Origin of the sequence: Huaxiibacter chinensis, assembly GCF_022171985.1 — a bacterium.
Classification (GTDB): Bacteria; Pseudomonadota; Gammaproteobacteria; order Enterobacterales; family Enterobacteriaceae; genus Enterobacter; species Enterobacter chinensis_A.
The window spans coordinates 380603-393360 of sequence record NZ_JAJVHF010000002.1 but is presented as its reverse complement, the minus strand read 5'-3'; the positions used below and the strand labels follow the sequence as shown (position 1 = coordinate 393360).

Genomic DNA, 12758 nt, shown 5'->3' with positions numbered 1-12758 from the left:
TTATGTGAGTGTAATTATGCACCAGGTTGTCTCTGCTACCACTAATCCTGCCAAAATTCAGGCAATTCTAAGGGCATTTGAAGAGATCTTCGGCGAAGGATCCTGCCATATTGACGCCGTCGGCGTCGAGAGCGGCGTTCCTGAACAGCCTTTTGGCAGCGAGGAAACGCGCGCTGGCGCACGAAACCGCGTCATCAATGCGAAGGCGTTACGTCCGCAGGCGGATTTTTGGGTGGCGATTGAAGCCGGGATCGACGAGGGAGCTACCTTTAGCTGGGTGGTCATAGAGAGCCGTGAGCAGCGCGGTGAAGCGCGTTCGGCTACCCTGCCGCTACCGGACGTCATTTTGAAAAAAGTGCATGACGGAGACGCGCTGGGGCCGGTGATGTCGCAGTACACCGGCATTGATGAGATTGGCCGCAAGGAAGGTGCCATTGGCGTCTTTACCGCCGGCAAATTAACCCGCTCAAGCGTTTACCACCAGGCGGTCATTCTGGCATTAAGTCCGTTTCATAACGCCATTTATCGCTAAGCGAGCCACATCGCGCCATCAGGCGTTATTCAGCAGCACCTGCTCAAGCCACTGGCGCAGTTCCACGGGCGCCGATTTCAGGCTGTTAGAGCCACGGGTGATGGTTGCGATACCCGCACCCAGTTCGGTTTTCAGCTCACGCTGACTCATTTCACCCCGCAATAGTTCTTCGATGATCCGCACCCGTGTGCCCAGCGCTTCGCGCTCGTCGGGGGTGAGCATCAGCTGCATGAGGGGCATATGCAGATTCTGTTCGTAAGACTGGCGAAGCAGCTCCACAAAACGAAGCCACTCCTGATTGCGCTGATCGGCCATTGCCGATGAATACGGTGAATGCTGGGTCATGTTATGCCGCCTGTTGTACTCTTAAACGAGTACAGCATAACACAACCCATCGCGATCAGTAACGTCGCTGCCACTCAGAATCGCTCAACAGGGCCTCTTTCTGCCCCAGGAAGTGCCGATAGTACGCATCATACGCCAGCACATTTTTCACATAACCCCGCGTTTCAGAGAATGGAATACTCTCTACAAAGGCGACGGCGTCGAGACGGCCGGCACTGTTGCCAAGCCAGGTGCGCACCCTGCCGGGACCTGCGTTATACGCCGCTGACGCAAAGATGCGGTTATCGCCAAACTGCTGATAGACATATTGCAGGTAGCTGGTTCCGATGTTGATATTCGTTTCCGGATCGAGCAGCTGTGAAGGGCTGCTGTAGCCCGGGATAGAAAACATCTTCACCGTGTGCGTCGCCGTGCCCGGCATAATCTGCATCAGACCGCTGGCGCCGACCGGGGAACGCACTTTCGGGTTCCAGGCGCTCTCCTGGCGGGCAATCGCCATGGCATAACTCTGAGAGATATCTTTACCCTGGGTGTAGCGCTCGAAGAGATCTTTATAGGCCAGCGGGAAACGCTCTTCCAGATGATCCCACAGCTTACCGGCGATCGTGGCCTGAACGCTCAGATCCCACCAGCCGTTATCGAAGGCATAACGGGCAAGCTGCGCCTTTTCATCGACGGTACGGCTGGTCACCAGATTGGCCCATTCACTGCGCGCGGTATTATCCAGGCTCCAGTACATCAGCTCACGCACGCGCGCCATCTCCGGCCCCTGAATCAGCGTGGCGCTGGAGACAGACGGTGCTTTATCAATTTTGAGCGTATATTCCTCGCCCAGACGTTGTGCTGCCACCATCGGGTAGAAGCCGCGCTGCTGCATCAACGCGTGCAAAATCTGTTTCGCTTCGTCTTCACGCCCGCGCTCCATCAACAGATCGGCCTGCCAGTACCGCCATTCGTCTTTCTCTTTGGCATCCATGGGCAAACGGGCAAGCCAGGTGTTCAACCCGCGGCGATCGCCCGTGCCCAGCGCCATACGCACCCGGCGTTCCACCAGCGATGTCGAGTTTGAGCGCATGATGGCATCGTCACGCCAGCGAGCCTGCTCGTCGGTAACATCCGTCCCCATCAGACGCCAGGCAACAATATCGCGCAACTCCTGGGTTTGATCGTCATTCAGCTGTTGCGCCTGCACCAGTTGCGGGATCATCAGCCGCGCATTTTCGACGTCATCACGCGCGACGCTTGCAAACGCCACCGCCGCCATCTGACGAGTGAAATCCGTTGCCCCTGTGCTGCGGGCAAAAGTCAGAACGGCGTTGGGATCGTTCGCCAGTTGCATAACGGCCGAAGCAATCGTTTGATAATCGGACGGCATCTGGCCTGCCAGGAGGGTGACCAGACGCGTATTCCCCGCCTTCATCGCCAGACGAATGCGTTCAAGGTAGGCCAGCGGATCTTGCTGACCCGAAGCGCGCCACGCGCCAAATAACGCATCGCAGGCATTAGGCTGGCTTTTCCCCGTCAGCCACAGATCTTTCGCCCCGCTCCAGGCTTCCGCCTGCTGGCCCGTCGCCCATTTCGCGTAGTAATAGTTACATTGTGCTTCCGTGGATGCGGGTTTTTCAGGGCTGAAGGCCAGTAAGCCACGCCAGTCTTCACGTCGCGCCAGCTCGTTCACAAAACGGGATTGCAGCGTACGCGCCGGCGGCAGCGTGGGATTCGCCTGAATAAACTGGGCGACGGTGACCGTCGGCTGATTCATCAAATCGTCGGTTATCTGGCGATACTCCAGATAAGGATATAATGGATACGCTTTTAAGGTCGGCATCAGCGCCTGCACCGTATCCATCTGTTTGCTGTCCCATGCCTGCTTGATCTGCGCATAGCGACTACGTTGTTCATCCAGTGAATCGGCATGCGCTGCATGGCTTATCGTCAGCACGCACACGCTGGCGGCCAGCAGACGCCAGACCCCCTTTTTGGCTTTTTCCACAAGCTCTTCCTCATTCTGTTATAGGCAGTAGCAGCATCATGCCGCGTCAAAAAGTTATTCACTTATGCTAACCAGGCATCCCGGAACACGCCACGTCATGGACACTTTTTTACCTTTCTTGCGCGTTTTAACACTCCCGATGTTCCTGGCTGGGATTAGCCTGCGAAAAAGGCTACACTTCGCAGCTGTTACCTATTCTCATTACGATAAAAGAGGCGAAGTCCACGTGGCTCAATTCGTTTATACCATGCATCGTGTCGGCAAAGTGGTTCCGCCGAAACGTCATATTCTTAAAAATATCTCGCTGAGTTTCTTCCCGGGCGCAAAAATCGGTGTTCTGGGCCTCAACGGTGCCGGTAAGTCTACCCTGCTGCGCATCATGGCCGGCATCGATACCGACATCGAAGGTGAAGCCCGTCCTCAGCCAGGCCTGAAAATCGGTTACCTGCCGCAGGAACCGAAGCTGAACCCTGAACACACCGTTCGTGAGTCCATCGAAGAAGCGGTTGCTGAAGTGGTTAACGCCCTGAAAGGGCTGGATGAAGTGTACGCGAAGTACGCCGAACCCGACGCCGACTTCGATAAGCTTGCGGCACAACAGGGCAAATTCGAAGAAATTATCCAGGCGCACGACGGTCATAACCTGAACGTGCAGCTGGAGCGTGCGGCCGATGCCCTGCGCCTGCCTGACTGGGATGCGAAAGTTGAAAAACTGTCCGGTGGTGAACGCCGCCGCGTCGCGCTGTGCCGTCTGCTGCTCGAAAAACCAGACATGCTGCTGCTCGACGAACCCACGAACCACCTGGACGCCGAATCCGTCGCCTGGCTGGAACGTTTCCTGCACGATTTCGAAGGCACCGTGGTGGCGATTACCCACGACCGTTACTTCCTCGATAACGTAGCAGGCTGGATTCTGGAGCTTGACCGCGGTGAAGGTATTCCGTGGGAAGGCAACTACTCCTCCTGGCTGGAACAGAAAGATCAGCGTCTGGCTCAGGAAGCCTCTCAGGAAGCGGCACGCCGTAAATCCATTGAGAAAGAGCTTGAGTGGGTTCGCCAGGGCGCGAAAGGCCGTCAGTCTAAGGGCAAAGCCCGTCTGGCACGCTTTGAAGAGCTTAACAACTCTGAATACCAGAAACGTAACGAAACCAACGAACTCTTTATTCCACCTGGAGCACGTCTGGGCGATAAAGTCGTTGAAGTGAGCAATCTGCGTAAATCTTACGGCGATCGCGTATTGATCGACGACCTGAGCTTCTCCGTACCGAAAGGCGCTATCGTCGGGATCATCGGTCCTAACGGCGCGGGTAAATCGACGCTGTTCCGCATGATGTCCGGTCAGGAACAGCCTGACAGCGGCACCATCACCCTGGGTGATACCGTGAAGCTGGCATCCGTTGACCAGTTCCGTGACGCGATGGATAACAGCAAAACCGTGTGGGAAGAAGTCTCCGGCGGGCAGGATATTATGCGTATCGGCAACACCGAGATGCCAAGCCGTGCCTACGTGGGTCGCTTCAACTTCAAGGGTGTCGATCAGGGCAAACGCGTTGGCGAACTGTCCGGCGGTGAGCGTGGTCGTCTGCATCTGGCGAAACTGCTGCAGGTTGGCGGTAACGTTCTGCTGCTCGATGAACCAACCAACGACCTGGACATCGAAACCCTGCGTGCGCTGGAAAACGCCATGCTGGAGTTCCCGGGCTGCGCGATGGTTATCTCGCACGACCGTTGGTTCCTTGACCGTATCGCAACCCACATTCTGGATTACCAGGACGAAGGTAAAGTGGAGTTCTTTGAAGGTAACTTCACCGAATACGAAGAGTACAAGAAACGCACGCTGGGCGCAGATGCGCTTGAGCCAAAACGCATCAAGTACAAGCGTATTTCAAAATAAACAGCAAAACGGCAACTTCGGTTGCCGTTTTTTATGTTTTCCCCCTCTCCCTGTGGGAGGGTCGGGGTGAGGGCATCAGACCGCACTAACCCATGCAAAACGGCAACTTCGGTTGCCGTTTTTATGTTTACTCCCTCTCCCCGTGGGAGAGGGTCGGGGTGAGGGCATCAGTCCGCACAAGCCCAACAGCAAAAGGCAACGCAAGTTGCCTTTTTTTATGTTTTCCCCCTCTCCCCGTGGGAGAGGGCCGGGGTGAGGGCATCACACCGCAGAGGATCGTTCCCCGACGTAATACCGCTTCACCTCATCAAACCCCATGGCAAAGTCGATATAGCTCATCAGCGCAGGCGAATTCAGCTTACGGCTCGGATAAGCCAGCCACAACTCGTTCCCCTCGACGTTCCACTCCGGCAGCACCTGCACCAGCGCCCCCTTCTCAACCTTATCTTCCAGAAGAAAGGCCGGTAACAAGGTGATCCCCGCCCCGGCAATGGCGCTCTCGCGGGCATACACCAGGTTATCCGTCAGATGGGCGTTATCCGACAGGTAGCGATAATCTTCACTGCCACTTTGCAGCAACCATTCCGACCAGGATTTATGGGTGATGCAACGGTGCCCCACCAGCTGTCGGGGATGCGTCAGCGGTTCACGCGTCGCCAGATACGCCGGTGACGCCAGCATATAGCGCGGGCAATGGCCAATCATGCGGCCAATCAGCGACGAATCCTGCGGCTTGCCGGTGCGCAGCGCCACGTCATAACCAGACGCCACCAGGTCAACCACGTCATCGGAAATAGACACATCCAGCGAAACGTCAGGATAGCGGCGCTGAAACTCCGTATTCAGGTGGGCCAGCAGCGTCGCGCCGATCCCGGCCGGTGAAGTCATGCGCAGCCGTCCGCTGGGATTATCCCGCAGACGCTGAATGGCGTATTCCGCCCTTTCGCTGGCCGCGAGCATCTCGCGACAGTGCACCAGATAGTGCTCACCCGCAAAGGTCAGGTTGAGCTTGCGCGTGGTGCGGTTAAGCAACCGAATGCCGATCTGCTGCTCAAGCTGGCTGATACGCTGGCTCACGCTCGATTTAGGCAAGTCCGCTTTTTGCGCGGCGGCAGTAAAGCTGCCCATCTCGGCGACCAGCGCAAACAGCGCCATATCCTGAAGCTGTTTAAACATGATTGTTCACCCTGTGCGAACACTTCGTTCTGGATTGTCCATCTTATCACGCAGCGGCTCACTTAATAGACTAGCCTCAACAACACGCATTCCATTAAGGAGCACACCATGTCAGTGAAAGCCATTGCCGTTAATCCTGAGAATCCGTCTGATTTTATTGAAATTACCCAGCCGATGCCGCAGCCGGGCGAGCATGATCTGCTGGTTGAAGTGAAAGCCGTCTCCATTAATCCTGTCGACACCAAAGTGCATGCCGCTATTGCCAAAAGTGGTCTGAAGGAGCCGCGCATTCTCGGCTGGGATGCCAGTGGTGTCGTTAAAGCGGTTGGCGCGGGCGTGACCCAGTTCAAACCGGGCGACGAAGTCTGGTATGCAGGCGATATCACCCGTCCGGGCAGCAATGCAACGCACCAGTTAATTGATGCCCGCATCGTCGGACACAAACCGGCGAGCCTGGACTGGGCCGCAGCGGCGGCACTGCCCCTCACCGCGCTGACCGCCTGGGAAGGGCTTTTTGAACGACTGAACATTCAGCAGGCGGGAGCGGATAAGACGCTGCTGATCGTCGGCGGTGCCGGCGGCGTGGGATCGCTGGCGATCCCGTTTGCGAAGCACAATAGTCAGGTGACCGTGATCGCCACGGCCTCGCGGGAAGATTCTGCCAGATGGTGCCGCGATCGCGGCGCGGATCGCGTGGTGGACTATCGCGATCTGAAAGGCGAGCTGGCCAGAGAGGGGATCACCTTTGTGGACTACATCTTTATCCTCAATGATACCGATGGCCACTGGGATGCCGTCAGCGAACTGATCGCCCCACAGGGGCATATCTGCACTATCGTCGAGAACCAACATCCGCTGAATCAGGATAAGCTGAAATCGAAATCTGCGGCGCTGCACTGGGAATTTATGTATACCCGCAGCATGTACCAGACCGCCGATATGGCGCGTCAGGGCGAGATCTTAAACGAGGTGGCGAAGCTGGTGGATAACGGCGTGGTTGAAAGCTCGCTCAGCGAAACGTTGCACGGGTTGAGCGTGGAAAGTATTACCGAGGCGCACAGGAAAGTGCTGGAGGGGCATATGCGCGGGAAAGTGGTGGTTGCGTTCTGAGCCGTCTGGTGCCCTCACCCTAACCCTCTCCCACGGGGAGAGGGAATATAAAGCTCACTCCCCTTTGAGCGAGGGGATATTAAGCTCACTCCCCTTTGGGCGAGGGAACTTTAAGCTCACTCCCCCTTTGGGCGAGGGGACTTCAAGCTCCCTCTCCCTTTGGGAGAGGGCTGGGGTGAGGGGAAAGCAATCTACCCCTGCTCTCCCATCATCTCCTTCACCAGCTCCACGCAGCGCAGGAAGCGGGTATCGTAGTCGGGCTCTTCCACGTGCACAAACTCAATGTTGTTTTCGTTGAGCATGTCCACCAGCATGGTCTGGAACTCTTTTCGATCAACGGAACTGCCCAGGCTGCGCATCCCGTCGGCAACCCATGGTGTGTTGTTTTCTACCAGGATCACCAGATCGAAGCGGTATTCATCAATCAGCGCCTGCACAAACGGGTGCTCGCGCCCTTCGTATTTTTTACAGAACGCCTGAGTGGTCACAAAGTCGGTATCGACAAAAGCCACCTTATTGGCATATTTCACAGCAAAATCAATGTACTGTGCATGGCCCAGGGCAATTTTATCGTAGTCGGAATACTGAAGCGCCATTTCGTCACCGCCCAGATGCGAGAACACATAGTCGCGCCCGAACTCCCACGCGCTGGTGGTGTTGAAGATGTTCGCCAGCTTATTGACCAGCGTGGATTTACCGCTGGATTCACCGCCCAGTATCGCCACGGTGCGAACAAAGAACGGCTTCACTTCCGTCGGGATGTAATCCCAGTAGCGGAACGGGTTCTCACGGATCTGGCCGCCGCTGATATTCATAAACGTCCGCTTCGGGTCAATCAGCACGGTTTCGGTGCCCAGATGCTCACGAAACTGCGGGGCGTCGGACTCTTCAGACGTGTAAATCCAGTTAGGGGTGATCCCCTTCTCTTCCATAAAGGCTTTGACGCCGTTACTCCACACATCCCAGCCGTGCGGATAAGGCTCCATGCCCTCTTCGTTAAAGGCATGAATGCGGATGTTTTTCTGATACTTAAAGGTCTGTAACAGCCAGCGCAGGCGGTCCGGCACCGTCGGCTGTTGCGACATCGCGCTGTCTTCAAAAAGCTTGCGGTCACGGGTTTCGTCATAGCCCATGATGATGTGCAGCTCGTCCACCTGGCTACAGGCACGCTGGATAAGGTAGATATGCCCGGTATGCAGCGGGTAAAACTTACCAAACACCACGCCGATGTTCTTCTGCATACGCGGGAATTCCAGCCCCAGGAAGCGGTGTAACGCCTCCAGCTTTTGCGCGCTGGGGCTTTTGATTTTGGCGTTTAGCAGTTGGCTTAAATAGCCTTTAGTCATGCCGCTGGCTTCCGCGACCTGCTGCAAGGTACAGCCTTTTTGGCGGATCGCGGTCTTAAGGTAGTCAAATGTCGACATAAATTACGGTGCCTCCTGCAAAATCGAATGCGTAATTATAAGTCGTCAAAGACGCTTAGTGCATCCGAGAGTTTTTTGACGGGGAAAACTTTCATCCCTTCGGGCACTTTTTTTGGCACGTTTGCCGCAGGGACAATCGCCCGCCGAAAACCGTGTTTAGCCGCTTCTGAAATGCGCTCCTGGCCGCTTGGCACCGGACGAATTTCACCGGCAAGCCCTACCTCGCCAAACACCACCAAATCTTGCGGCAGTGGACGGTTACGCAAGCTGGACACCATTGCCAGCAGCAAGGCCAGGTCGGCGCTGGTTTCGGTCACCTTAACGCCCCCGACCACGTTCACAAAGACATCCTGGTCCGCCATTTGCAGCCCACCGTGTCGATGCAGCACGGCCAGCAGGATGGCCAGACGGTTCTGTTCAAGCCCCACCGCCACGCGGCGTGGGTTACCCATCATCGATTGATCGACTAAGGCCTGAATCTCCACCAGCAAGGGGCGGGTTCCTTCCCACAGCACCATCACCGAGCTGCCCGAGGTGATTTCATCTCCCCGGCTCAGGAATATCGCCGAAGGGTTGCTGACTTCGCGTAAGCCTTGTTCAGTCATGGCGAACACGCCCAGTTCATTCACCGCGCCAAAACGGTTTTTATGGCTGCGCAGGGTACGGAAGCGGGAATCGGCATCGCCATCGAGCATTACCGAGCAGTCAATACAGTGTTCCAGCACTTTCGGCCCTGCCAGCGAGCCATCTTTGGTTACGTGGCCGACCATCACGATCGCCACGCCGCGGGTTTTGGCAAACCGGGTCAGATAGGCCGCCGTTTCACGCACCTGCGCCACGCTGCCCGGCGAAGACTGGATATCCGCCATATGCATCACCTGAATGGAGTCGATGACCATCAGCTTCGGCTGCTCTTCTTCCGCAATCATGCAGATCTGTTCGATGCTGGTTTCGGAGAGCATATTGAGGTTGCCCGTCGGCAGTCCCAGACGGTGCGCACGCATCGCGACCTGCTGCAAAGACTCCTCACCGGTCACGTACAGCGTCTTCATCTGTTCGGAGAGCTTACACAGCGTTTGCAGCAAAAGGGTGGATTTCCCGGCACCGGGATTCCCGCCGATCAGAATGGCGCTGCCGGGGACCACGCCGCCGCCCAGCACGCGGTCAAACTCTTTAAAACCGGTCGAAAAACGCGGAACTTCGTCCAGGCTGATTTCCGACAGTTTCTGCACTTTGGAGATGCCCGCGTTACCCGCATAACCGCTCAGGCGCTCATTGCGGGCCACGGTTGGCGAAGCGGCCACCCCACGCACTTCGGTGATGGTGTTCCAGGCATGACAGGCGCTGCATTGCCCCTGCCAGCGCGGGTAATCAGCACCACATTCATTACAGACAAATGCGCGTTTTGGAGCTTTCGCCACGGTTTACCTCGTTATTTCTGTGCTGCAGACCGGCTAGCGCTCGCGCGGACCCGGCCTGTAAAAATCGGTCATTACTTCATGTTCACGCTACCAGAGAGGATGCAAAACACCCCCATCAGGTCAGCATGACGAATGGTAATCTCGGTCTTCTCATTCACTTTTGGCTTGGCATGATACGCAATGCCCAGGCCTGCGACTTTAATCATGGGCAGGTCGTTCGCCCCGTCGCCAATCGCCACCGTCTGCTCGACGGGAATTTCATATTTATCCGCCAGGCGCGTCAGAGTGTTAGCTTTATACTGCGCATCCACGATATCGCCAATCACCTGACCGGTGAGCTTTCCGTCCATGATCTCCAGTTCGTTGGCAACCACCGTGGTTAAACGCAGCTTGTCGCGAAGGTAATCGGCAAAGAACGTAAATCCGCCGGAGGCGATAGCCACTTTCCAGCCCAGCGTTTCCAGCTTAAGAACCAGCTGGGTTAATCCTGGCATAAGCGGCAGTTCATCACGCACCTGACGCAGGATATTCGCGTCTGCGCCCTTCAGCGTCGCCACGCGCTGGCGCAGGCTGGCGGTAAAATCCAGTTCCCCGCGCATGGCACGCTCGGTCACTTCCGCAACCATCTCGCCGCTTCCGGCCAATTTGGCAAGCTCGTCGATACACTCAATCTGGATGGCGGTGGAATCCATATCCATCACCAGCAGGCCCGGCGTCTTCAGATGGGGAATTTTCCCCAATGGCGCGACGTCCAGACCGGCATCATGCGCCAAACGGGTGGCGCGTGCGGTCAGGGAACCCGCCAGGCGTAAAACCTGATAATCTTCAACGCTCCAGGCCGCTACAATCACCATCGCAGCACCGAGTTTGGTCTGATATTGCGTCAGGGTTTGCTTATCCAGACCGCGTCCGTACAGCAGCCAGCCGCTACGACCCGCATGGTAATCGAGTGGCATTACCTCATCACCACTTAAAGAGAGCGGCAATCCTGGCCATAAAGAGACATCCGTTGGCAGGTCACACCAGGTAATGTTCGGCATTGAAGCTCCTGTAGATTGGTTCGCGCCGGTTGGTTCCGCGAGGGAAAATAACGCATGAGGCTACCTTGTAACCATCACTTCTGGCAACATTAACTCGTAAATTTTCAGCAGGTGGAATATGGCTCGCGCAAAACTGAAATTCCGGCTTCATCGCGCCGTGATTGTCTTATCCTGTCTCGCATTATTGGTCGCGCTGATGCAAGGGGCTTCGTGGTTCAGTCAGAATCACCAACGACAACGCAACCCGCAGCTTGAAGAGCTGGCCCGCACGCTGGCCCGTCAGGTCACGCTCAACGTTGCGCCGTCAATGCGTACCGAAACGCCGGATGAAAAACGGATAAACCAGGTTCTGCGCCAGTTGACGGAAGAGAGCCGCATTCTGGATGCGGGTGTCTATGACGAAGAGGGCAACCTGATCGCCCGCGCCGGCGAGAAGATTGACGTGCGCGATCGGCTGGCGCTGGACGGTAAAAAAGCCGGAGGGTATTTTAACCAACAGATCGTTGAACCCATTCAGGGGAAAAATGGCCCACTGGGTTATTTGCGCCTGACGCTCGACACCCACACGCTGGCGACCGAATCCAGACAGGTTGATAATACCACTAATATTCTGCGTCTGATGCTGCTCCTCTCCCTGGCGATTGGCGTGGTGTTAACGCGTACCCTGCTTCAGGGCAAACGTACCCGCTGGCAACAATCGCCCTTCCTGCTGACCGCCAGCAAATCGGTGCCGGAAGAGGAAGAGAGCGAGAAGAAAGATTAGTGATACAGTAGGCGAACGATTCGGAAAAGGAACTCTGCCATGACGACGTTACGCTTACTTATCTCTGACTCTTACGATCCCTGGTTCAATCTCGCCGTGGAGGAGTGCATCTTCCGCCAGATGCCCGCCACGCAGCGCGTACTGTTCCTCTGGCGTAACGCCGACACGGTGGTCATAGGCCGTGCGCAAAATCCCTGGAAAGAGTGCAATACGCGTCGCATGGAAGAGGACAACGTGCGTCTTGCGCGTCGCAGCAGCGGCGGCGGCGCGGTATTTCACGATCTGGGTAATACCTGTTTCACCTTCATGGCGGGCAAGCCCGAGTATGATAAAAGCATCTCGACTGCCATTGTCCTTAACGCCCTGAATGCACTTGGCGTGACGGCGGAAGCGTCAGGGCGAAACGACCTGGTGGTCAAAACGGCCGAAGGGGATCGCAAAGTCTCTGGCTCCGCGTACCGCGAAACCCTGGATCGCGGCTTCCACCACGGTACGTTACTGCTCAATGCCGATCTCAGCCGCCTGGCAAACTACCTCAATCCGGATAAGAAAAAGCTTCAGGCAAAAGGCATCACCTCCGTGCGGGGTCGCGTGGCGAACCTGGTTGAATTGCTGCCGGGTATTACCCATGAGCAGATATGCGATGCGGTACGCGAAGCCTTTTTTGCCCACTACGGCGAGCGCGTCGACGCAGAAGTGATCTCGCCCGACAAGACGCCCGATCTGCCTAACTTTGCGGAGACTTTCGCCCGCCAGAGCAGCTGGGAGTGGAACTTTGGTCAGGCGCCCGCGTTCTCGCATCTGCTGGATGAGCGTTTCACCTGGGGCGGCGTGGAGCTGCACTTTGACGTTGAAAAGGGTCATATCACCCGCACGCAGGTTTTCACCGATAGCCTGAACCCTGCGCCGTTAGAAGCGCTTGCCGCGCGTTTACAGGGCTGTGTGTATCGGGCAGATAGGCTGCAGCAGGCGTGTGATGCGATACGGGGTGATTTCCCCGAGCAGGAAAAAGAATTACGGGAATTATCGGCGTGGATTGCACTGGCAGTGCGTTAATGCG

At 56.5% G+C, this 12758-nt stretch carries 11 protein-coding genes; 5 read left to right on the top strand and 6 right to left on the bottom strand.

Annotated features, from left to right (window positions below):
• Positions 1–16: 16 nt before the first annotated feature.
• Positions 17–532 (top strand): inosine/xanthosine triphosphatase, encoded by a 516-nt coding sequence (gene yjjX / locus LZP96_RS07710; RefSeq protein WP_064324744.1) that lies wholly within the window; start codon positions 17–19, stop codon positions 530–532.
• 18 nt (positions 533–550) lie between these two features.
• Here yjjX and trpR read toward each other — a convergent pair whose 3' ends face one another.
• Complete coding sequence (gene trpR / locus LZP96_RS07705; protein WP_064324743.1) at positions 551–877, bottom strand: trp operon repressor; 327 nt, start codon at positions 875–877, stop codon at positions 551–553.
• A 55-nt stretch (positions 878–932) separates the two neighbouring features.
• Positions 933–2870 carry a murein transglycosylase gene (gene sltY / locus LZP96_RS07700; RefSeq protein ID WP_064324742.1) on the bottom strand — a complete coding sequence of 646 codons (1938 nt, stop codon included), beginning with the start codon at positions 2868–2870 and terminating at the stop codon, positions 933–935.
• Positions 2871–3096: 226 nt separating this feature from the next.
• On the opposite strand from sltY, the gene ettA reads away from it, so the two are divergent.
• Positions 3097–4764, top strand: coding sequence for an energy-dependent translational throttle protein EttA (gene ettA, locus LZP96_RS07695; protein WP_064324741.1), 1668 nt, complete (start codon positions 3097–3099; stop codon positions 4762–4764).
• 261 nt (positions 4765–5025) lie between these two features.
• On the opposite strand, the gene LZP96_RS07690 is transcribed toward ettA, so the two are convergent.
• Entirely contained in the window at positions 5026–5940 is a 915-nt protein-coding gene (locus LZP96_RS07690; protein ID WP_064324740.1) for a LysR family transcriptional regulator, read from the bottom strand.
• A gap of 108 nt (positions 5941–6048) precedes the next feature.
• Between LZP96_RS07690 and LZP96_RS07685 the strand changes: the two genes are divergently transcribed.
• Positions 6049–7050 (top strand): zinc-binding alcohol dehydrogenase family protein, encoded by a 1002-nt coding sequence (locus LZP96_RS07685; RefSeq protein ID WP_064324739.1) that lies wholly within the window; start codon positions 6049–6051, stop codon positions 7048–7050.
• A 191-nt stretch (positions 7051–7241) separates the two neighbouring features.
• Here the strand turns inward: LZP96_RS07685 and nadR are convergent, their stop codons facing one another.
• From nadR to serB, 3 genes are all read right to left on the bottom strand, one after another.
• Positions 7242–8474 (bottom strand): multifunctional transcriptional regulator/nicotinamide-nucleotide adenylyltransferase/ribosylnicotinamide kinase NadR, encoded by a 1233-nt coding sequence (gene nadR / locus LZP96_RS07680; RefSeq protein ID WP_064324738.1) that lies wholly within the window; start codon positions 8472–8474, stop codon positions 7242–7244.
• Between the two features lie 35 nt (positions 8475–8509).
• Complete coding sequence (radA, locus tag LZP96_RS07675; RefSeq protein ID WP_064324737.1) at positions 8510–9895, bottom strand: DNA repair protein RadA; 1386 nt, start codon at positions 9893–9895, stop codon at positions 8510–8512.
• Positions 9896–9966: 71 nt separating this feature from the next.
• Entirely contained in the window at positions 9967–10935 is a 969-nt protein-coding gene (gene serB, locus LZP96_RS07670; RefSeq protein WP_064324736.1) for a phosphoserine phosphatase, read from the bottom strand.
• 118 nt (positions 10936–11053) lie between these two features.
• Between serB and LZP96_RS07665 the strand changes: the two genes are divergently transcribed.
• Together LZP96_RS07665 and lplA are read left to right on the top strand one after the other, a co-directional pair.
• Positions 11054–11698 (top strand): YtjB family periplasmic protein, encoded by a 645-nt coding sequence (locus tag LZP96_RS07665; protein ID WP_064324735.1) that lies wholly within the window; start codon positions 11054–11056, stop codon positions 11696–11698.
• 39 nt (positions 11699–11737) lie between these two features.
• Positions 11738–12754: a lipoate--protein ligase gene (gene lplA, locus LZP96_RS07660; protein WP_064324734.1), complete on the top strand. Its 1017-nt coding sequence runs from the start codon at positions 11738–11740 to the stop codon at positions 12752–12754.
• Positions 12755–12758 lie beyond the last annotated feature (4 nt).

Bases quoted from the DNA above. Each gene is read 5' to 3' on its own strand.
- yjjX (WP_064324744.1), top strand. From the start codon at position 17: ATGCACCAGGTTGTCTCTGCTACCACTAATCCTGCCAAAATTCAGGCA.
- LZP96_RS07685 (WP_064324739.1), top strand. From the start codon at position 6,049: ATGTCAGTGAAAGCCATTGCCGTTAATCCTGAGAATCCGTCTGATTTT.
- serB (WP_064324736.1), bottom strand. From the start codon at position 10,935: ATGCCGAACATTACCTGGTGTGACCTGCCAACGGATGTCTCTTTATGG.
- nadR (WP_064324738.1), bottom strand. From the start codon at position 8,474: ATGTCGACATTTGACTACCTTAAGACCGCGATCCGCCAAAAAGGCTGT.
- LZP96_RS07665 (WP_064324735.1), top strand. From the start codon at position 11,054: ATGGCTCGCGCAAAACTGAAATTCCGGCTTCATCGCGCCGTGATTGTC.
- lplA (WP_064324734.1), top strand. From the start codon at position 11,738: ATGACGACGTTACGCTTACTTATCTCTGACTCTTACGATCCCTGGTTC.
- trpR (WP_064324743.1), bottom strand. From the start codon at position 877: ATGACCCAGCATTCACCGTATTCATCGGCAATGGCCGATCAGCGCAAT.
- LZP96_RS07690 (WP_064324740.1), bottom strand. From the start codon at position 5,940: ATGTTTAAACAGCTTCAGGATATGGCGCTGTTTGCGCTGGTCGCCGAG.